Annotated in this window: 20 protein-coding genes; 8 read left to right on the plus strand and 12 right to left on the minus strand. The window is 63.6% G+C overall.

What is annotated here, in order from left to right:
* The first annotated feature begins 86 nt into the window (after nucleotides 1-86).
* Together ACTJK6_RS07505 and ACTJK6_RS07510 are read left to right on the plus strand one after the other, a co-directional pair.
* Nucleotides 87-1,703 carry a S41 family peptidase gene (locus ACTJK6_RS07505; RefSeq protein WP_433866185.1) on the plus strand — a complete coding sequence of 539 codons (1,617 nt, stop codon included), beginning with the start codon at nucleotides 87-89 and terminating at the stop codon, nucleotides 1,701-1,703.
* Between the two features lie 69 nt (nucleotides 1,704-1,772).
* Complete coding sequence (locus tag ACTJK6_RS07510; protein WP_260803993.1) at nucleotides 1,773-2,522, plus strand: HesA/MoeB/ThiF family protein; 750 nt, start codon at nucleotides 1,773-1,775, stop codon at nucleotides 2,520-2,522.
* Nucleotides 2,523-2,587: 65 nt separating this feature from the next.
* Here ACTJK6_RS07510 and bfr read toward each other — a convergent pair whose 3' ends face one another.
* From bfr to ACTJK6_RS07560, 10 genes are all read right to left on the minus strand, one after another.
* On the minus strand, nucleotides 2,588-3,067 hold the full coding sequence (gene bfr, locus ACTJK6_RS07515; RefSeq protein WP_004637092.1) for a bacterioferritin: 480 nt from the start codon (nucleotides 3,065-3,067) through the stop codon (nucleotides 2,588-2,590).
* Nucleotides 3,068-3,215: 148 nt separating this feature from the next.
* Nucleotides 3,216-3,491: a (2Fe-2S)-binding protein gene (locus tag ACTJK6_RS07520; RefSeq protein ID WP_440838636.1), complete on the minus strand. Its 276-nt coding sequence runs from the start codon at nucleotides 3,489-3,491 to the stop codon at nucleotides 3,216-3,218.
* Between the two features lie 230 nt (nucleotides 3,492-3,721).
* Nucleotides 3,722-5,473: a phosphoenolpyruvate--protein phosphotransferase gene (ptsP, locus tag ACTJK6_RS07525; protein WP_232041840.1), complete on the minus strand. Its 1,752-nt coding sequence runs from the start codon at nucleotides 5,471-5,473 to the stop codon at nucleotides 3,722-3,724.
* Nucleotides 5,474-5,517: 44 nt separating this feature from the next.
* Complete coding sequence (locus ACTJK6_RS07530) at nucleotides 5,518-5,787, minus strand: HPr family phosphocarrier protein (RefSeq protein ID WP_004637085.1); 270 nt, start codon at nucleotides 5,785-5,787, stop codon at nucleotides 5,518-5,520.
* Nucleotides 5,756-6,211 carry a PTS sugar transporter subunit IIA gene (locus ACTJK6_RS07535; RefSeq protein ID WP_232041839.1) on the minus strand — a complete coding sequence of 152 codons (456 nt, stop codon included), beginning with the start codon at nucleotides 6,209-6,211 and terminating at the stop codon, nucleotides 5,756-5,758. Before ACTJK6_RS07535 ends, ACTJK6_RS07530 begins: the two co-directional genes overlap by 32 nt.
* Before the next feature lie 119 nt (nucleotides 6,212-6,330).
* Entirely contained in the window at nucleotides 6,331-7,302 is a 972-nt protein-coding gene (gene gshB, locus ACTJK6_RS07540; RefSeq protein ID WP_024976766.1) for a glutathione synthase, read from the minus strand.
* Between the two features lie 31 nt (nucleotides 7,303-7,333).
* Entirely contained in the window at nucleotides 7,334-8,629 is a 1,296-nt protein-coding gene (gshA, locus tag ACTJK6_RS07545; protein WP_440838637.1) for a glutamate--cysteine ligase, read from the minus strand.
* 369 nt (nucleotides 8,630-8,998) lie between these two features.
* Nucleotides 8,999-10,546: an ammonium transporter gene (locus tag ACTJK6_RS07550; RefSeq protein ID WP_260803995.1), complete on the minus strand. Its 1,548-nt coding sequence runs from the start codon at nucleotides 10,544-10,546 to the stop codon at nucleotides 8,999-9,001.
* Between the two features lie 30 nt (nucleotides 10,547-10,576).
* Entirely contained in the window at nucleotides 10,577-10,915 is a 339-nt protein-coding gene (locus ACTJK6_RS07555; RefSeq protein WP_027678364.1) for a P-II family nitrogen regulator, read from the minus strand.
* A gap of 46 nt (nucleotides 10,916-10,961) precedes the next feature.
* On the minus strand, nucleotides 10,962-11,777 hold the full coding sequence (locus tag ACTJK6_RS07560; RefSeq protein ID WP_232041836.1) for a TorF family putative porin: 816 nt from the start codon (nucleotides 11,775-11,777) through the stop codon (nucleotides 10,962-10,964).
* Between the two features lie 534 nt (nucleotides 11,778-12,311).
* Here ACTJK6_RS07560 and ACTJK6_RS07565 point away from each other — a divergent pair.
* From ACTJK6_RS07565 to ACTJK6_RS07575, 3 genes are all read left to right on the plus strand, one after another.
* Nucleotides 12,312-12,569 (plus strand): accessory factor UbiK family protein, encoded by a 258-nt coding sequence (locus ACTJK6_RS07565; RefSeq protein WP_004637064.1) that lies wholly within the window; start codon nucleotides 12,312-12,314, stop codon nucleotides 12,567-12,569.
* Between the two features lie 166 nt (nucleotides 12,570-12,735).
* Nucleotides 12,736-13,248, plus strand: coding sequence for a DUF1269 domain-containing protein (locus ACTJK6_RS07570; RefSeq protein WP_440838638.1), 513 nt, complete (start codon nucleotides 12,736-12,738; stop codon nucleotides 13,246-13,248).
* A gap of 211 nt (nucleotides 13,249-13,459) precedes the next feature.
* Nucleotides 13,460-14,992: a YifB family Mg chelatase-like AAA ATPase gene (locus tag ACTJK6_RS07575; RefSeq protein ID WP_440838639.1), complete on the plus strand. Its 1,533-nt coding sequence runs from the start codon at nucleotides 13,460-13,462 to the stop codon at nucleotides 14,990-14,992.
* 63 nt (nucleotides 14,993-15,055) lie between these two features.
* On the opposite strand, the gene ACTJK6_RS07580 is transcribed toward ACTJK6_RS07575, so the two are convergent.
* Both ACTJK6_RS07580 and ACTJK6_RS07585 read right to left on the minus strand, forming a co-directional pair.
* The gene (locus ACTJK6_RS07580; protein ID WP_232041804.1) at nucleotides 15,056-15,697 is read right to left on the minus strand and encodes a LysE family transporter; all 642 of its coding nucleotides are present in this window, start codon (nucleotides 15,695-15,697) and stop codon (nucleotides 15,056-15,058) included.
* 96 nt (nucleotides 15,698-15,793) lie between these two features.
* Nucleotides 15,794-16,363 (minus strand): hypothetical protein, encoded by a 570-nt coding sequence (locus ACTJK6_RS07585; RefSeq protein ID WP_440838640.1) that lies wholly within the window; start codon nucleotides 16,361-16,363, stop codon nucleotides 15,794-15,796.
* Between the two features lie 83 nt (nucleotides 16,364-16,446).
* Here ACTJK6_RS07585 and ACTJK6_RS07590 point away from each other — a divergent pair, with 83 nt between their 5' ends.
* From ACTJK6_RS07590 to ACTJK6_RS07600, 3 genes are all read left to right on the plus strand, one after another.
* Nucleotides 16,447-16,962, plus strand: coding sequence for an O-acetyl-ADP-ribose deacetylase (locus ACTJK6_RS07590; RefSeq protein WP_414560122.1), 516 nt, complete (start codon nucleotides 16,447-16,449; stop codon nucleotides 16,960-16,962).
* A 102-nt stretch (nucleotides 16,963-17,064) separates the two neighbouring features.
* Nucleotides 17,065-17,625, plus strand: a complete 561-nt coding sequence (locus tag ACTJK6_RS07595) for a TlpA family protein disulfide reductase (protein ID WP_440838641.1) — start codon at nucleotides 17,065-17,067, stop codon at nucleotides 17,623-17,625.
* A gap of 137 nt (nucleotides 17,626-17,762) precedes the next feature.
* Nucleotides 17,763-18,500, plus strand: coding sequence for a DUF2278 family protein (locus ACTJK6_RS07600; protein WP_232041800.1), 738 nt, complete (start codon nucleotides 17,763-17,765; stop codon nucleotides 18,498-18,500).
* Nucleotides 18,501-18,538 lie beyond the last annotated feature (38 nt).

Consider the following 18,538-nt stretch of genomic DNA (forward strand, 5'->3'; position numbering starts at 1 on the left):
TTATACTGTCGAAGCCTGTAGCCCGGGATGTGCGCGAGCCGTCCCGGGCCATGTTTATCTACTGTTCCCACGTCCACGCTCGACACATGCGAACTTCGCTCAAGAACATCAGCTTGATCGCCATCGGCCTCGTCACCGGGGTGCTGGCAACGCTCCAGCTCTCCGCCACTGCGCAAAACGCGACGGTCGGGCCGCTTCCGCTGGAGAAACTCAGGCTCATGGCGGACATCTTCGGCCAGATCAAGCGCGAGTATGTCGAGCCCGTGGACGACGACAAGCTGCTGACCGAAGCCATCAAGGGCATGGTTGCCAGTCTCGACCCGCATTCCGCCTACCTGGACAAGAAGGACTTCCAGGAGCTGCAGGAAGGTACCCAGGGCCGCTTCGCCGGTCTGGGCATCGAGATCTCGCAGGAAGAAGGCCTGGTCAAGGTCATCAACCCGATTGAAGACACCCCCGCCTTCCGCGCTGGCGTGCAGCCGGGTGACCTGATTACCCGCATCGACGACAAGCCCGTGCGCGGCATGCCGCTGGAGCAAGCCGTCAAGCGCATGCGCGGCGCGCCGGGCACCAAGGTCACGCTCACGATTTACCGCAAGAAGGAAGAGCGCACGTTCCCGCTGACCATCACCCGCGCCGAGATCCAGGTGCAGTCGGTCAAGGCCAAGATGCTGGACAACGGCATCGCTTGGGTGCGCATCACCAGCTTCCAGGAACGCACCGTGCCGGACCTGGCCAAGAAGCTCAACGACTTGGCCAAACAAGACGCCCACCTCAAGGGCCTGATCCTGGATCTGCGCAACAACGGCGGCGGCGTGCTGCAGGCTGCAGTTGGCGTGTCGGCTGCCTTCCTGCCGCCGGACGTGACGGTGGTATCGACCAACGGCCAGGTGCCCGATGCCAAGCGTACGTACAAGGCGACCTTCGCCAACTACCGCCTGAGCAACTTCGATTCCGATCCGCTGGTCGGTCTGGACCCCGAGTTCAAGACGGTGCCGATCATCGTGCTGACCAACGCGTACACGGCCTCGGCCTCCGAAATCGTGGCCGGCGCGCTGCAGGATCATCACCGTGCCAAGACGATGGGCAAGACGACATTCGGCAAGGGCTCGGTGCAGACGGTGCGTCCGTTGTCGAACGACACCGGCATCAAGCTGACCATCGCGTACTACTACACGCCGTCGGGCAAGTCGATCCAGGCCAAGGGCATCCGCCCGGATATTCCGGTTGACCAGAACCCGGACGGCGACCCGGACGATGCGCTGATCACGCGCGAAATCGACACCGAACGCCACCTGCACAACAAGCAGGAATCGGAAGAAGCCGAGATGACCGAGCGCGAAAAGCGCCGCATCGAAGAACTGCGTCGACTGGAAGAGGAAAACGCCAAGAAGACGCCCGAGCAGCGCGAGAAGGAACGCAACAAGAAGCCGATCGAGTTTGGTTCAGCAGAAGACTTCATGCTGCAACAAGCGGTTGCCGACCTGAAGGGTCAGCCGGTCAAGCGTTCGAAGTCGGTGCTGGAAGCGGCGGCGGCTGTGGTGCCGGACAAGGCGGTGAAATCGCCGGCGGCCAAGGAATCGAGCGCGCCGGCCAAGCTGCCCAAGGGCAAGGCGGCGCCGGCTTCCGAGCCGGCCGCACCGAAGCCGAATGGTCCCGCCAGCGGCGTGCAGCCCGCACCGGAGCCCACCGGCGCCCGTTAAGACACCGGCCGGCAAACACTGGCAAACTTACGAGGCCGTGCACTGCACGGCCTTTTTCATTGCACCACCATGAACGACGATCAACTGCTGCGCTACTCGCGCCATATCCTGCTCGACGAAATCGGCATCGAAGGACAGACGCGCCTGCTTGAGAGCCACGCGCTCGTCATCGGTGCGGGCGGGCTGGGTGCTGCGGCCCTGCCCTATCTAGCGGCGGCAGGCGTGGGCACGCTCACCATCGTCGACGACGATACGGTGGACTTGACCAATCTGCAGCGGCAGATCATCCACACTACCGAATCGGTCGGGCAACCGAAGGTGGCATCCGCGCAGGCGGCCATCGCCCGGCTGAACCCGGACGTTCGCGTGAATGCCGTGCAGCGCCGGCTCGATGCGGATGCAATCGTTGCACGCCTAGATGGCGTGAGCGTGGTACTGGATTGCTCCGATAACTTCGGCACTCGCCAGGCCGCCAACCTGGCCTGCGTGCAGGCTGGCGTGCCGCTGGTATCGGGCGCCGCCATCCGCTTTGACGGACAGATCAGCGTATTCGACAGCCGTGCCGGCGGCCCCTGCTACGCCTGCCTGTTCCCGCCCGACGAGCCTGCACCCGAAGTAGCGTGTGCAACGATGGGCGTGTTCTCGCCGCTGGTGGGCATGGTCGGTACGGTACAGGCCGCGGAGGCACTCAAGCTGATCGCCGGTATCGGCCGTCCGCTTGCCGGCCGCCTGCTGATGCTCGACGGTCTATCGATGGAGTGGACGACGATGCGGATCGCGCGCCAGCCGTCATGCCCCGTCTGCGGTGGCACACACTGAGGCGGTGAACACGCACAACAAAAAAGGAGGCCGAGGCCTCCTTCTTTTTTTGCCGCCGACGAGGCTTACTCGCCCTCGGGCTCCATCTGCGATTGCAGGTAGTTCTGAATACCAACCTTGTCGATCAGCTCGAGCTGCGTTTCCAGCCAGTCGATGTGCTCTTCGGTGTCATCCAGAATGTCGACCAGAATTTCGCGGCTGACGTAGTCCTTCACCGACTCGCAGTAAGCGATGCCCTCGACCACGGTGCCGTGTGCGGCACGCTCCAGCTTCAGGTCGCACTCGATGATCTCTTTCGTGTCTTGGCCAATGAAGATCTTGCCGAGGTCCTGGAGGTTGGGCAGGCCGTCAAGCATCAGGATGCGCTCGATCAGGCGATCGGCATGCTTCATCTCGCCGATCGACTCTTTATATTCGTGGTCCCCAATGCGCTTGAGCCCCCAATGGCCGTACATGCGCGCATGGAGGAAATACTGGTTGATGGCGGTCAGCTCGTTCTTGAGCTGGGCGTTCAGATATTGGATGACCTTCTTATCGCCTTTCATTCTTGGGGCTCCAGCAAAGTGCAACTGCGGTGATGGACGCACGCACGCGTCCGTTCAAGGCGAGCCCTGTGCCTGACCAGCAAGCAACAAATGCCGCCGAGGCTCAACGCCTGGGCGGCAATTCGCGGCGACAGAAAACGGGGGGAAATCAGGCAGCCAATGCACCGGCCACAATGGCCTGATCATTGGCAACGGGCTCGTCGCGACGTTCGATTATGGCATGCGTGCTGGCACGGCCCAAAATCTGATCGACAGGGACACAGCTCACCGCTTCGGCAAGCACCTGCTTGGCGCAGTCCCGGCATTGTCCGCAGCACGTACTCACGCCGAGCGTTTCAGCGAGTTCGTCCATCGTCGACACGCCGAGACGGGCGGCGCCATGGATTTCGCGGTCGGTCACTTGGTTGCAGATACAGACGTACACGGGGGTTCCTCCGCAGCGCTCAGAACGCGCTGTAAAACCAGAATAACAGAGAATCGAAATGAGAACAATTCTTGTTCGACCCCATTCTGCGCGGAGGGTCATGCAGGTGCAGGCAAGCCGTCTTTTGAGAGAAAGACGTGCAATTTCAATCACTTGCAGAGGACGGCGCCCCGTGAGCGCGATGCGCCAGCGCGACACTAGGTGCAGCCGGCGCTTGAGAGAACCGCGTGTCAGGCCCGCGCCAGCGCGCCCAGCGCCTCTTCGATTTCGGCGGGTTCGCAGGCGTGCAGCAGGCGGTCCGCCTCGCGCATCAGGCGGGGGCGGTCCGCGCGCAGGATCTGCTGCTTGACGCTCAGCAGTTGCGACGGATGCATCGAAAATTCGGTCAGGCCCATGCCCAGCAGCAGGCGCGTCATGGTGGCGTCGCCGGCCATCTCGCCACACACCGAAACCGGCTTGCCCGCCTGATGGGCCTCGCGAATGGTGCGCGCGATCAATTGCAGCACCGCCGGATGCAGCGGGTCATACAGATGCGCAACCGCGTTGTCGGCACGGTCAATGGCGAGCGTGTACTGGATCAGGTCGTTCGTGCCGATCGAGAGGAAGTCCATGCGGCGCAAAAACACCGGCAGGATCAGCACGGCGGCCGGAATCTCGATCATGGCGCCGACTTTGATGCCCGGATCATAGGCCAGGCCGTCGGCGTCGAGCGAAGCCTTGGCGCGTGCCAGCAATTCCAGCGTCTGGTCGATCTCGCGAGCGTGCGCCAACATCGGCACAAGAATCTTGATGGGCCCGAACGCAGACGCCCGCAACAGCGCGCGCAACTGCGTCAGAAACATCGCCGGCTCCGACAGCGACCAGCGGATCGCACGCAAACCCAGCGCCGGATTGGGCGCGGTCTCGAACACGTCGTCGCGGATGTCCAGAGGCTTGTCGGCACCGATGTCGATGGTGCGGATCGTGACGGGCAGGCCCATCATCGATTCAACGGCGGTGCGGTAGGCGCGGAACTGCTCTTCCTCGTCGGGCAGCGCGCCACGACGGTTCATAAAGAGGAACTCGGAGCGGAACAGGCCCACACCCACGGCGCCCGCTTTGACGGCAGCGGCCGCATCCTCCGGCATTTCGATGTTCGCCTGCAGATCGATTTGCGTACCGTCGAGCGTGACGGTGGGCGTATGGCGCAAGCGTTCGAGACGCTTCTTTTGCAATTCGCCTTCGCTGCGGCGATGGCGGTATTCCTCAAGGATGGACGTGTTCGGATCGACGATGACGATGCCGTTGTCACCGTCGATGACGACGATGTCGTCCTGGCGAATCAGCGTGCTCGCGTTATGCACACCCACGGCCGCCGGAATATCGAGGCTGCGCGCCACGATGGCGGTGTGCGAGGTGCGGCCGCCGAGATCGGTCACGAAACCGGCGAAGGTCTGGCCGCGGAACTGCAGCATGTCGGCCGGCGCAATATCGTGCGCGACGACGATCATGCCGGCATCCGGATCGCAGCCAACCGCCACTGGCGCGGGCGCCAGCGCGGGTGCGCCGGCCAGCACCTTCAGAATCCGTTCGACCACCTGCTCGATGTCGGCTTTGCGTTCGCGCAGGTATTCGTCCTCGATTTCACCGAACTGGCGGATCAGTTCTTCAAGTTGCGTTGTAAGCGCCCACTCTGCGTTGTAGCGTCGCTGGCGAATCAAGGTCTCGGGCACCTGCGAGAGCAACGCGTCATCCAGAATCATCGCGTGCACATCGAGGAAGGCGCCCATCTCTTCGGGCACATCGGTGGGCAGATCGCGCTTGAGCGCTGCCAATTCGGTGCGCACGGTGGCGCGGGCACTGCGCAAGCGCTCGACCTCGGCGTCGACCTTGTCTTCGTCGACCAGATAGTGCGACACATCAAGCGCCGCACGCGCCAGCATGTGGGCGCGGCCGATGGAGATGCCACGCGAGACCGGAATACCGTGCAGGGTAAAAGGCATAGACGCTGGCCAGAGCGACGTTGAAGTGGAATGCGGCGGGCGAGTTATTCGCCTTCGCCGAAGCGATCGTTGATGAGCGCGACGAGACCATCCATGGCGTCGTGCTCGTCGGGGCCGTCGATCTCCAGGGTGACGGTGGAGCCGATGCCGGCCGCCAACATCATCACGCCCATGATGCTCTTGGCGTCGACCTGACGGCCGTTGCGCGACATCTTGATCTGGCTGTCGAACTTGCTGGCGAGCTGCGTGAGTTTGGCGGAGGCGCGGGCATGCAGCCCGAGCTTATTGATGATGGTGATATCCCTCTGCAGCATATTTGTCCGGATGGTTGGCAACCTGGTTCTGAACGGCTGTCGAGCCGACCTGCAGTACGCCTTGCGCGCCACCGGCCAGGGCCTTGGCGGCAAGTTGTTCGAGTTTTTCGGAGCGATAGCAGATAGCGCGCACGAGCATCGGCAGATTCACGCCAGCCAGCACGCGCACGCGGCCCGGATCGGCAAGGCGCGAAGCGATATTGGCGGGCGTGGCCCCAAAGATGTCGGTCAGCACCAGCGCGCCGTTGGCCTCAACGAGTTCGGCGAGCTTGTCGCGCGCCTGAGCCAGCACAGCAGCCGGCTCGGCATCGGGCAGGACATCGATTGCGCCCAGCCGCTCGGGCTGACCGCAATAGACGTGTGCAGCGCAATCGCGCAGTGCGCTTGCCAGCGGCGCATGAGCGATGATCAGAATCCCTGCCATGATCGAAAAGCGAATCGGTATAACGCCGATTGTATCAGGGCCATTTGGCGCAATTGAGCGGCCTTGTACCGGACCTCCCCCTTGTGGAGGACCCTCGGCGGAGGGGCCATGCCGCCATTTCAGGCAGGCTTGCGCGCCAATCCGCTGCTCTTGCCCGCGGCGCGCTCCAGTGCATCGATGAACATTCCGGCCACATTGAAGCCCGTCTGCTGAGTGATTTCCTGGAAGCAGGTTGGGCTGGTGACGTTGACCTCGGTGAGGTAATCCCCAATGACGTCCAGGCCGACGAGCAGCAGTCCACGCTGCCAGAGCACGGGCGCAAGTGCATGTGCAATCACTTGATCACGCTCGGACAGCGGCTGCGCCTTGCCGGTACCACCCGCAGCCAGATTGCCGCGGACTTCACCGGCCATCGGCACGCGCGCCAACGAATGCGGCACCGGCGAACCGCCGATCAAGAGAATGCGCTTGTCGCCCTCACGGATCGCAGGAATGTACTGCTGAGCCATGATCGTGCGCGCGCCGTTGTCGGTGAGCGATTCGATGACCGCCCCGAGGTTCATGCCATCGGGCCCCACGCGGAAGATGCCCGCACCGCCCATGCCGTCGAGCGGCTTGAAGATGACGTCGCCCTGCTCGGCGTGGAATTCGCGCAAGCGCTTGGCATCGCGCGACACGACGGTCGGCACGGTGAACTCTCGGAACTGCGCGATGGCGAGCTTCTCCGAATGATCACGAATCGCCTGCGGCTTGTTGAACACGCGCGCGCCCTGACGTTCGGCAATCTCCAACAGCCACGTGCTGGTGACGTACTCCATGTCGAACGGCGGGTCCTTGCGCATCAGCACCGCGTCAAAGCCCGTCAGCGGCAGCAGGCGCGCATCACCGGCGCGATACCAGTCGTGCTCGTCGCCGGTCAGGGCGATGGGCGTGGCAACGGTTTCGACCACGTTGTTCGCCAGCGTGAGCTGCGACTGCAGGCACGTGTAGATGGCGTAGCCGCGCGCCGCCGCCTCGCGCATCATCGCGAAGGTGGAATCCTTGTAGGTCTTGAACGTCGACAGGGGATCGACGATGAACAGGATGCGCATGGCAGTTCCTTCTGCAGCGGGGTACGGCCGATCAGATCAGCGGGTTGGGGTCGGTCTTCTCAAGCTCGAGCGAGGCAGCCAGCAGCGCCAGGCGCGCCACCACACCGTACATATAGAAGCGGTTCGGCTCGCCGGCGCCGGGCTTTGCATGGCTGTCCGGCAGCGAATTCGACGCAAACGGCAGTGGCACGAAATGCATGCCCGGCGCGTTGAGATTCTCGTCCACGCCGCGGCCCGTGTGAACCCGGTAGAAACCGCCCACCACATAGCGGTCGATCATGTAGACGACGGGCTCGGCCACCGCCTCGTTGATCTTCTCGAAGGTATGCACGCCTTCCTGCACGATCACCTCGGAGACCTCGAGGCCTTCCTTGACCACGCTCATCTTGTTGCGCTCCTTCCGGTTGAGGCCCTTGACCTCGGAAGGATCACGCACGGTCATCACACCCATGCCATAGGTGCCGGCGTCGGCCTTGACCACCACGTAGGGGGTCTCGGTCACGCCGTATTCCTTGTACTTCTTGGCAGTCTTCTTGAGCACCGTCTCCACGGCGTGAGCCAGCTCTTCCTCGCCGGCACGCTCATGGAAGTCCAGCCCGCTGCATTTGGTGAAGTACGGGTTGACCATCCACGGGTCGATGTCGATCAGCTTGGCGAACTTCTTGGCCACTTCGTCGTAGGCGGCAAAGTGGTTGGTCTTGCGACGCTGCGACCAGCCGGCATGGAGCGGCGGCAGCAGATATTGCTCGTGGATGTTCTCGAGGATGGGCGGCACGCCAGCCGACAGATCGTTGTTCAGCAGGATCGAGCACGGATCGAAGTCCTCCATGCCCACGCGACGGCCCTTGGTACCGATGCGCTTGATCGGTTCGACCACCAGGCGCTGCCCATCGGCCAAGTCGATCGGGGTCGGCTCGGTGATGTCCTCGGAAAGCGAGCCGAGGCGCACATTGAGCCCCGCTTGTCGCATGATTTGCGACAGACGCGCGACGTTCTGCAGGTAGAACATATTGCGCGTGTGGCGCTCGGGAATCAGCAGCAGGTTCTTGGCGTCCGGGCAGATCTTCTCGATCGCGGCCATGGCGGCCTGCACGGCCAGCGGCAGCATCTCGGGCGCGAGATTGTTGAAGCCCCCGGGGAAGAGATTCGTGTCGACCGGGGCCAGCTTGAAGCCGGCGTTGCGCAAATCGACGGAACAGTAGAACGGCGGCGTGTGTTCCTGCCATTCCAGGCGGAACCAGCGTTCGATGGCGGGCGTGGCGTCAAGAATCTTCTGCTCGAGCTCAAGCAGCGGCCCGTTCAGCGCGGTGATCAAGTGCGGAACCATACCCTTTCCTATTGATGTTATTTATCGCCCACTCCGATTGTAGAGGAACAGGCAATAGCTTGCAGACGACAGCGGGCTATCGATATGCGGTCAGGAGCGAGGATTCGCAAGAGGCGCAGTGCGGCAGTGCAGCAGGCCACACAAAAAAAAGCGGACAAAAAAAAAGCGCGGGGCTGCCGCGCTTGGGGAATAGCCTGACAGATACGGGGAGCGTTCTGCAGGTGGAGGAAACCACGTCTGCAATGTAAGCGCCCGCATAACGAGAGGCAATTGAAGGTTTTTTACATCGGACTTAAGGACGTCCGGCTCAGGGCTGGCACACAAAAAACCCGGCGCGCAGCCGGGTCTTTTGCAGGATGAGTAAGCGGATCAGTCTTCGTAGGCAGTTTCGCCGTGGGACGTGATGTCCAGACCCTCGCGCTCCTCTTCTTCCGGCACGCGCAGGCCGACGATGGCGTCGACGATCTTGTACGAGATGAACGCCACCACTGCGGACCAGATAACCGTGGTCGCCACGCCCTGGAACTGGATCCACAGCTGGCCGGCGATCGAGTAATCGTCGGCAACCTTGTTGGCGACATAGTCGTAGATGCCGGTGCCGCCGAGGCTCGGTGCCGCGAACACGCCGGTCAGCAGCGCGCCGAGGATACCGCCCACGCCGTGCACACCGAACACGTCGAGCGTATCGTCCATGCCCAGCATGCGCTTGAGGCCATTCACACCCCACAGGCACAGCAGGCCGGCGATGATGCCGAGCGCGATCGAACCCATCGGGCCGACAAAGCCGGCAGCCGGCGTGATGGCAACCAAGCCGGCCACGGCGCCCGATGCAGCACCCAGCATCGACGGCTTACTCTTGCCGAACCACTCGCCGAAGCTCCACGACAGCACGGCTGCGGCGGTTGCGAGCAGCGTGTTGACGAAGGCCAGTGCGGCGCTGCCGTTGGCTTCCAGGGCCGAACCGGCGTTGAAGCCGAACCAGCCGAACCACAGCAGCGAGGCACCGACCATCGTCAGCGTCAGGCTGTGCGGCTTGAGCGCCTCACGGCCGAAGCCGATGCGCTTGCCGAACAGGAAGGCGCCCACCAGACCAGCCACTGCGGCGTTGATGTGCACCACGGTGCCGCCGGCAAAGTCCAGCGCGCCCTTCTGGAACAGCCAGCCCGACTTGGCCGTCATCACCTCGGCCGCCTTGGCGTCGGTAAAGCCGTCCGGACCCGGCCAGAACCAGACCATGTGTGCGATCGGCAGGTAGCTGAAGGTGAACCACAGCACCACGAACAGCAGGACAGCCGAGAACTTCGCACGCTCGGCGAAGGCGCCGATGATCAGCGCGCAGGTAATCGCCGCAAACGCGCCCTGGAAGGCGAAGTACGCGTATTCCGGCACCACCACGCCCTTGCTGAAGGTGGCTGCCACCGAATCCGGCGTCAGGCCCTTCAGGAACAGACGATCCAGCCCACCGAAGAACGCGTTGCCCTCGGTGAACGCGAAGCTGTAGCCGTAGACGGCCCACAGGATGATGATGAGCGAGAAGATGCCCATGCACTGCATCAGCACGGACAGCATGTTCTTCTTGCGCACCAGGCCGCCGTAGAACAGCGCCAGACCCGGCAGCGTCATCAGGATGACGAAGGCGGTGGAGATCAGCAACCACGCCGTGTCGCCCTTGTTGGGAACAGGCGTAGCGGCGGCGGGTGCAGCAGGCGCAGCAGCTGCGGCGGCCGGAGCAGCCGCGGCGGCGGGCGCTGCAGCCGGTGCAGCAGCGGCCGGCTCGGAGGCTGCGGCCGCGGCAGCCGGCGCCGAAGCTTCAGCCGCCGGCTTGTCCTGTGCCACGGCCGGCGCCGACATCACGGCGCCTGCGAGCACGGCAACGACGGCCCCAGCCGTCAGGAATCGTGTGAACCAGGTTTTCATGTTTTGACCTTTTCCTTGGCGGATTGGGGCTTATAGGGCGTCGCCGCCGGTCTCACCGGTGCGGATGCGGATGACTTGTTCGACCTCGGCCACGAAGATCTTGCCGTCGCCGATCTTGCCGGTGCGCGCAGATTTTTCGATGGCCTCGACGGCGCGCTCGACCACGTCGTCGGGCACGGCCACCTCGATCTTTACTTTAGGCAGGAAGTCGACGATGTACTCCGCGCCGCGGTAAAGCTCGGTATGACCCTTCTGGCGTCCGAAGCCTTTGACTTCCGTGACGGTAATGCCCGACACACCCACTTCGGACAATGCCTCGCGGACCTCGTCGAGCTTGAACGGCTTGATGATGGCCATGATGAGTTTCATGCTGGTTCCTCCTCGGTCGGCGGCACCGGAGCACCGCCGCGCATCGTTATTGGAAAGTCTTGGTGATCGACAGCAGGGCCGTGGCCTTGCCCATGTAGTTGCCGCGCGTGTTCGTGTAGAAGGCGCGCGAAGCGTTCGTATCGATATAGGCCAGCGACGCCGCCCAGCCGTTGCCGAAGTCTTTCGTCACACCGACCTTCCAGTCGGCATACGAGGCGCGCACGGCCTGGTGCGGCACTTGCTGGTAGCCGGCATGCAGGTTCAGCGTCAGGCCCCAAAAGCCGGTGTCGAAGTTGCCAGACAGATCGAAGTACTGGCTGTGATGCGAATCGGGCGTGCCGAACAGGTTCGAAAACGCGTGCGAATACTTGAACGTGATCGGGCCGTAGCCGATCTGCGCATAGCCTTCGGTCGTGTGCGGACGCGTGAAGCCATCGGGATAGCTGCCCGGGTAGTAGTACTGCAGCACCCCCACGTCGATCGGCACGTCCTTGACGATCTCGGTCTTGTAGCCACCGTAGAAGTCCATCTCGATCGGCGCGGAGACGTTCGAGTTCGAATCGCTCAACCAGCTGATCGACGAGTTCCAGTTACCGATGTAGAAGCCCTCGGGCAACACACCGCCCGGAATGGCGTAGTCAAAGCCGCCCTGGATGGCCGGCTTGTTATTGGTCTGCATGATGCCGCGATAGCGGTATTGGCTGGCCAGCGTGACGTTGGCCGTGAGCGCGGCAGGTGCTGGCGCGGGCGCGGCGGCCGGCGCATCAGCCGCAGGTGCGGACTGCGCGATGGCGGATTGGCTCACACCGGCAACGGCACCGGTCAACAGTACAAGGCTGGCTGCGTACGCAAACTTCTTCATGACGGCTCTCCCCCTTTAGAAAGTCGCAACGGCAATGGAAAAAAAATCGCACCAGTTCTGCAACTGTCATGCCATGTTGATGTCGTCGGATTGGAGGGTGTCTTCGGTTGCAGCGTCACGCTGCCCCGGCAGCGGAAAGCGGAAGAAATTGGGGACGGGTCGCACCGGGCGGCAACGGCTGCCCGCCAAAGGTTGCTAGAGGCGGCTTTCCGCCATGGGGGCCTACACCGCCATGGCGCGATAAAAACCATGTGATAGAGTGATTTCAGCCTTATGCAGTGGCCTGCACGGCCGGGACCGGAAACTGCGACTCGCCGTTCTGTCCCCGTTTGTGTGGCGCCGCCAATGCCGCATCGCAGCGAGATTTGACGCAAGGTGTGCCGTTCGAAGCGCTCAGCCGGTACCATCGCGGCCGGCAGCACCGAAACCACGCGCCAAACGCAGGCCTTCGCACCACGGCACAGCAATTTCCTCGCACAGTTGCGGTGCATGCACCGGCTTGGCGCAGACAGCATGACCTACGGAGCAAACAACATGAAACCGACCGATCTCTTTTCCGACTTCCAAAACCGCGTAAGCGAAGCGCTGCGCAACTCGCCGGCGGCCGACATCGAGAAGAACGTCCGCGCGATGATGACGCAGGGCTTCTCCAAGCTCGATCTGGTCACGCGGGAGGAATTCGACGTGCAATCGCAAGTGCTGGCGCGTACGCGTGCGCGACTGGAAGAACTCGAAACGCGCGTGGCCGCGCTGGAAGCGCAACTCAAGTCCGCCGCGCCCGCAGATCAGTAATCCGACCCGGTGTAGCCCCGGGCGCGCATCCGCATGATCGCTGTGCCGGCCGCGGCACCCATGATGCGACGCACAGCGAAAAGATCAATGCGCCGCCTTGTTGCGGCTGGCGAACTGATCTAGAACGTCCTTAAGACGCGCGCGTACCGCGCTTGAGGAGAAGATCATGCAGCATCGCCTCTACTTCCTGATGCCGGACGTCGTCAGCGCCCGGCGCGTGATGAATGACCTCCTGCTGGCGCGTATCACCGAGCGCCATATCCACTTCGTCTCAAAGCCAGGCGTCGATCTCACCGGCCTGCACGAAGCCAACATCCTCCAGACTTCCGACATCGTCCACGCCACCCAGAATGGCTTGGTGATCGGCGGGGGTGCGGGCGTGCTCGCAGGCATCGTGGCGGCCATCTTCCCGATCGTCGGCGATGGGCCGCAGTGGGGCATGGTCGGCATTACCACGGTGGTTGGGGCACTGTTTGGCGCCTGGGCCTCGAGCATGATCGGCAGCTCGGTGCCGAACAGCCGCCTGAAACCGTTCAAGCAGGCAGTGGAGGATGGGCAGATCCTGCTGATGGTCGATGTGCCGCGCTCGCGCGTGAACGAGGTACGCGCACTGCTGCAGAAGACGCATCCCGAAGGCCACTTCAGCGGCGAAGACACGGCCATGCCGGCCTTCCCCTGAGTTGATCTGCCGACAACGAAGCCGGAGCCCAGTGCTCCGGTTTTTTTTCGCTTTTCATGTCGCCAGCGATCGTCAAATTTGGATGCCGGCGAACATGGCGGCGCAACGCGGCTGGCACAGTGGAGGGTTCCGCAACCGTCACGCTCCGCCACGCCATGCACCGATGCCACGCCCTCCGCCTCGCCAGTGAGATCCCTCGGAGGGCCGCGCAATGAGCCTCGCCGTACTGCGTTCGCGCGCGCTCTCGGGTATCGATGCGCCAGCCGTCTCCGTTGAGGTCCATCTGGCGAATGGCCTGCCATCGTTCACCATCGTCGGTCTGCCCGACACCGAGGTGAAGGAGAGCAAGGATCGCGTACGCGCGGCGATCCAGAACAGCCGCTTTGAATTTCCGGCACGACGCATCACCGTCAACCTGGCGCCGGCGGATCTCCCGAAAGAATCGGGACGGTTCGACCTGGCCATCGCACTGGGGATTCTCGCCGCGAGCCGCCAGATTCCGCACACGCATCTGGACGCACATGAGTTTGCGGGTGAATTGTCGCTCTCCGGCGATTTGCGGCCGATTCGCGGTGCGCTGGCGATGGCATATGCGCTGTCGCGCAACCCCGCTTCGGCCGATGGCGACGCACCGCTCGCCCGGGCTTTCGTATTGCCCGCCGAGAACGCCGCCGAAGCCGCGCTCGTAAGCGGCACCAAAGTCCTGCCCGCGCGCACGCTCATCGAGGTGTGCGACCACCTGAGCGCGCCGGACCGCAAGCTCGCGCCTGCGCTGCCGGCCCCGGTCGACGCGGACATTCACTATCCCGACTTGGCCGACGTACGGGGCCAACCGCAAGCGCGGCGCGCGCTGGAAGTGGCCGCCGCCGGTGGACATTCCATGTTGATGATCGGGCCGCCCGGCACCGGCAAGTCGATGCTGGCGCAACGGTTTCCCGGCTTGCTGCCGGACATGAGCGATGACGAGGCGCTCTCTGCCGCCGCCGTGATGAGCCTGACCACGCGCGGCTTCGACGCGCGGCGTTGGAAGGTGCGGCCGTTCCGTTCGCCGCACCACACGGCATCTGCGGTGGCGATGGTCGGCGGGGGCAATACGCCACGGCCTGGCGAAATCTCGCTGGCGCATCAGGGCGTGCTCTTCCTCGACGAACTTCCAGAGTTCGAGCGCCGCGTGCTCGAAGTCCTGCGCGAGCCGCTGGAGACCGGCCACATCACCATCTCACGCGCCGCGCATCAGACGGACTTCCCTGCCAGCTTCCAGCTGATTGCCGCAATGAACCCGTGTCCGTGCGGCTATCGCGGGCATCCGCTGCGGGCGTGCCGCTGCACGCCGGATCAGGTGGAGCGATACCAGGCGCGCATTTCGGGGCCGCTGCTTGATCGTATCGATGTGCAGATCGAGGTGCCCACGCCCTCGCAGGAAGAGTTGCTCGATGGCCCGCCTGGCGAACCGACGCTCAACGTGGCCGAGCGGGTTTCTGCCGCGTACGCGCGACAGCTTGCACGGCAAGGCAAACGCAACGCCTTGCTGGGTGGTCACGAAATCGATCTGCATTGCAGCCGCACCGATGCGGCCGATGGCTTGCTGCGTCACGCGATGACGCGCTTTTCGTGGTCGGCCCGCGCGTATGCCCGCGTGCTCAAGCTTGCGCGCACGATTACCGACCTGGCAGGCGACGAGCAGATCGATGCAGCGCATGTGGGCGAGGCAATTCAGTATCGGCGCGGGGTGAAGGCAGACTAGCCTTCATCCACGCACTGCGCCTTGAACCCACTTGGCGGGTCGCCCGGGGGCGGCGTTTGAAACTCAGGCAGTCTGCCGCTTCACGAAAAACAGCGCTGCGCCAATGCTCATCAGCATGCCGCCGAAGAAACGGCTCTGCCAACGCAGCGCGCGCGGATTGCGGAACAGTCGCTGTGCTCGCGAGGCAAGCAGCGCATAACCGTGCATGACAATCAGGTCGACGAACACCATCGTCGCCGCCAGGATGCCGAGCTGCCAAAGCAGCGGCTTGGCCGGATCGATGAACTGCGGCAGCACGGCCACCATGAACAGAATGCCCTTCGGGTTCGTCAGGTTGGTCAGCAGTCCCACCAGGAAGCGGCGGCGCGCGCCACTGCCCGAAACCTTCACGGGCTCGCCGTCAGCCGGCTTGGCGATCTGAATGGGCGTGCGCCATTGCACGATGCCCAGATAGATCAGGTACATCGCGCCGATGATCTTGATGGCCGTAAAGGCGTGCTCCGAAGCAATCAGCAGCGCGCCCAGCCCGGCCCCCGCAATGAACAGAATCACCACAATGCCCAGTTCCAGTCCCGCAATCGTGACCGACGTCCGGCGCACCCCATGCGTCAGGCCGTGGCTCATGCACAGGATGGCGCCCGACCCCGGCGAGATGGCGATCACCCAGGCGGCCAGAAAAAAAGCCAGCCAGACTTGCAACGTCATGATGGTTCCCCGTGATGTCGTGAATTGTGTTGCGGTAAAGCGGAAGACGCCGATTGTGCACCGGCTGCGGCGAGTTCGCTCGGGCGCGCCCAGGATCTAGTACGGATGGAAGCTGGAGAGAAACTGGTCGACCTGTTCCTGCTGGCGGGCATCGCGTGCGGCATCACCCGATTCCAGCACGACAGCTTGGTATGCGCGCTTGCCCGTCGCGACTACGCGCGCGGTCAGCCGGCGCGGCGCGGGATCGTCCCCGCCCGCCCCCTGGGCGATCAATTCCACCGCCGGCAATGACAACGGCGGCTGTGCGGCGGTCTGCACGGCGATGTCGCGCTCGGTCACACGGCCCTTCAGATTGGCGGACATGCCATTGCGCAGCGCTTCCACCGCGCGCTGGCGCCAGACCGGGTCATCCGCGGGCAGTTCCACCACGCCGACGGCGAACAGCGTGCCGTCAACGCTGGCGGCCTGCATCGTCATCGGCATGCGCTGGCCGTTGATGGCGATGGGCCTGGCTTCTGCGGTGGGCTTGGCGGGGTAATCCACGGCGTAGGCCCCTTCGTTGGAATGAACCGTGCGCCAGTCGTACTTGGGCGAACAGGCCATCAGCAGCGCACAGGCCACCGCGCCCAACCCGATCCGCCAGCCTGCCCCTGCTGTGACTGCCACGTCGCCTCCTGTAGGTTTTTTGTCCAGCTCCAAGCCGCCTATTATCGGACAGAGTGACCAGCCTCCTCCGCGAAGGACCCGCCATGCCAACCCCGCTCGTCGCCCTGCGTGCCCTGCGCGCCGACATCACCTCGCTTGACTGCGATGCCGTCGTCAATGCGGCGAATAGCTCGCTGCTCGGCGGAGGCGGCGTGGACGGCGCTATCCATCGCGCGGCCGGACCGGAACTGCTGGAGGCATGCCGCGCGCTCCACGGTTGCCGCACCGGTGAAGCGAAGCTCACGCCTGGTTTTCGGCTGCCCGCCCGCTACGTCATCCACACCGTCGGGCCCATCTGGCGCGGCGGCCAGCAAGACGAGGCGGGATTGCTGGCCGCGTGCTACCGCAACAGCCTGGAACTGGCGCGCAGGCACGACGTACGCAGCATCGCATTCCCGTGCATCAGCACCGGCGTGTACGGCTTCCCGCCGCAATTGGCGGCACCGATTGCCGTACGCGCCGCGCGAGAACACGGCACCGGTCTGGACGTGATCACCTTTTGCTGCTTTTCTTCAACGGACCTTGCCTTATACGAAGCGGCCCTCACCGAGGAAAAGTGATGCAAGAATCCCATTGCGGACGGATTGTCGCGGCCGACATGCGGCGCTGGCACGGCGGGCCTACAATAGATGCTTGATTTTCCTTCCGGACCCGTTGCCGCCATGGCCTCGACCCTGACTTCCTCCGCAACCACAGCGCCAGCTCCCGCCACGTCAGGCGGTCGCCGTTGGTTGCTCCCCGTGATCGTGCTGGTGCTGGCAGTGGCCGGCTGGTTCGGCTGGCGTGCGTTCTCGCCGTCGCAGCAGGTGCCCGCCGCCACCTTCACGCTGCTGGATGGGAAAAAGCTTTCGACGCAAGACCTGAAGGGCAAGGTCTATCTCGTCAACTTCTGGGCCACGAGCTGCGCTACGTGCATCAAGGAAATGCCCAACATGATCCAGACGTACAACAAGTACAAGGGCGAAGGTCTGGAATACGTGGCCGTGGCGATGAACTACGACGCGCCGATGTATGTGATGAACTTCAGTCAGACGCGCCAGTTGCCCTTCAAGGTCGCAATGGACGCCGACGGCTCCGCCGCCAAGGCCTTCGGCGACGTGCAGCTCACGCCGACCACGTTCCTGGTCGACCGCGATGGCCGCATCCTCAAGCGCTACGTGGGCGAACCGGAATGGTCGTCGTTCGACGCGCTGCTCAAGCAGACGCTGGGCAAGCAGGCCTGAGCGCGCCATCCCCGATCCAAACGAAACGCCCGGTTGATGCCGGGCGTTTTTGTTTTCGGGCGACACAGGTTCCACACTAGGTTCACGCGGGCCTGCTGCAATGGCGGTCCGTCAATGTCTGGTTCGATGGAGTGCGCATGGCCAATCACTACTGCATGTTCAAGGGCAAGCTGAAATTCGGCGTGCCGTATCTGGAGGGCTACAACGGTAATCCGCATTACGCGATCGTGGTAGAAGCACCGGATGGCTCGGAGTTCGTGGTGCTTGCCAACGTGAAGTCCGACTCGAGCATGCCGGGCGCCGGGGCCGCCGGTTATCACGTGCTGTATCAGTGGACGGCCGATCTGCAGTTGCCCATCATCGCCGACCTGGCTGCGCTGGCCCCCGGGCTGCACGAGAACGGCTTCCCGCGCCTGGACTACGTGCGCGACGCCGGGCTGGTCGACTTTCCGAACATGCGGCCAATCGCGCTGGATACCGAGACCGAGCGCAACGACATCAACGCGCTCGTTGACGACATGCTGATGCTGGACCGCACCGCCACGCCGATCGATTACATCTACCACGGGAGCTCGGGCGACGACGACCGCAAAGGCTGGCCACCGCGCACCGACGTGATGGTTTACGGCTTTGGCTTCCTGTTCGAGCCGCAGCACAACGGCCTGCACGAAACCCACATGAACCAGGGCAACCCGGTCGTGCATACGCCGGGTGTGAAGGACCATTCGCGCGAGAACGGCACACAGCAAGACGGTGCTGTCATCGTGGAAATCGACGGCAAGTTTCAGGCACTGCTGATCGCCTTTCAGACGCAGCGAATTCCGACGGACGACCGCGGATATCCGGTGGCCGATGCGCATCCGATTCTTGGCTGAGCGCGAGAAGAAAACGCCCGGTCGATGCCGGGCGTTGT

It is taken from the genome of Ralstonia sp. 22086, from assembly GCF_052045975.1.
GTDB lineage: Bacteria > Pseudomonadota > Gammaproteobacteria > Burkholderiales > Burkholderiaceae > Ralstonia > Ralstonia wenshanensis.

What these genes read in the sequence shown, in the direction of transcription:
- ACTJK6_RS07505 (WP_433866185.1), top strand. Translation starts at nt 87, where the DNA reads ATGCGAACTTCGCTCAAGAACATCAGCTTGATCGCCATCGGCCTCGTC.
- ACTJK6_RS07510 (WP_260803993.1), top strand. Translation starts at nt 1,773, where the DNA reads ATGAACGACGATCAACTGCTGCGCTACTCGCGCCATATCCTGCTCGAC.
- bfr (WP_004637092.1), bottom strand. Translation starts at nt 3,067, where the DNA reads ATGAAAGGCGATAAGAAGGTCATCCAATATCTGAACGCCCAGCTCAAG.
- ptsP (WP_232041840.1), bottom strand. Translation starts at nt 5,473, where the DNA reads ATGCCTTTTACCCTGCACGGTATTCCGGTCTCGCGTGGCATCTCCATC.
- ACTJK6_RS07530 (WP_004637085.1), bottom strand. Translation starts at nt 5,787, where the DNA reads ATGCTGCAGAGGGATATCACCATCATCAATAAGCTCGGGCTGCATGCC.
- ACTJK6_RS07535 (WP_232041839.1), bottom strand. Translation starts at nt 6,211, where the DNA reads ATGGCAGGGATTCTGATCATCGCTCATGCGCCGCTGGCAAGCGCACTG.
- gshB (WP_024976766.1), bottom strand. Translation starts at nt 7,302, where the DNA reads ATGCGCATCCTGTTCATCGTCGATCCCCTGTCGACGTTCAAGACCTAC.
- gshA (WP_440838637.1), bottom strand. Translation starts at nt 8,629, where the DNA reads ATGGTTCCGCACTTGATCACCGCGCTGAACGGGCCGCTGCTTGAGCTC.
- ACTJK6_RS07550 (WP_260803995.1), bottom strand. Translation starts at nt 10,546, where the DNA reads ATGAAAACCTGGTTCACACGATTCCTGACGGCTGGGGCCGTCGTTGCC.
- ACTJK6_RS07555 (WP_027678364.1), bottom strand. Translation starts at nt 10,915, where the DNA reads ATGAAACTCATCATGGCCATCATCAAGCCGTTCAAGCTCGACGAGGTC.
- ACTJK6_RS07560 (WP_232041836.1), bottom strand. Translation starts at nt 11,777, where the DNA reads ATGAAGAAGTTTGCGTACGCAGCCAGCCTTGTACTGTTGACCGGTGCC.
- ACTJK6_RS07565 (WP_004637064.1), top strand. Translation starts at nt 12,312, where the DNA reads ATGAAACCGACCGATCTCTTTTCCGACTTCCAAAACCGCGTAAGCGAA.
- ACTJK6_RS07570 (WP_440838638.1), top strand. Translation starts at nt 12,736, where the DNA reads ATGCAGCATCGCCTCTACTTCCTGATGCCGGACGTCGTCAGCGCCCGG.
- ACTJK6_RS07575 (WP_440838639.1), top strand. Translation starts at nt 13,460, where the DNA reads ATGAGCCTCGCCGTACTGCGTTCGCGCGCGCTCTCGGGTATCGATGCG.
- ACTJK6_RS07580 (WP_232041804.1), bottom strand. Translation starts at nt 15,697, where the DNA reads ATGACGTTGCAAGTCTGGCTGGCTTTTTTTCTGGCCGCCTGGGTGATC.
- ACTJK6_RS07590 (WP_414560122.1), top strand. Translation starts at nt 16,447, where the DNA reads ATGCCAACCCCGCTCGTCGCCCTGCGTGCCCTGCGCGCCGACATCACC.
- ACTJK6_RS07595 (WP_440838641.1), top strand. Translation starts at nt 17,065, where the DNA reads ATGGCCTCGACCCTGACTTCCTCCGCAACCACAGCGCCAGCTCCCGCC.
- ACTJK6_RS07600 (WP_232041800.1), top strand. Translation starts at nt 17,763, where the DNA reads ATGGCCAATCACTACTGCATGTTCAAGGGCAAGCTGAAATTCGGCGTG.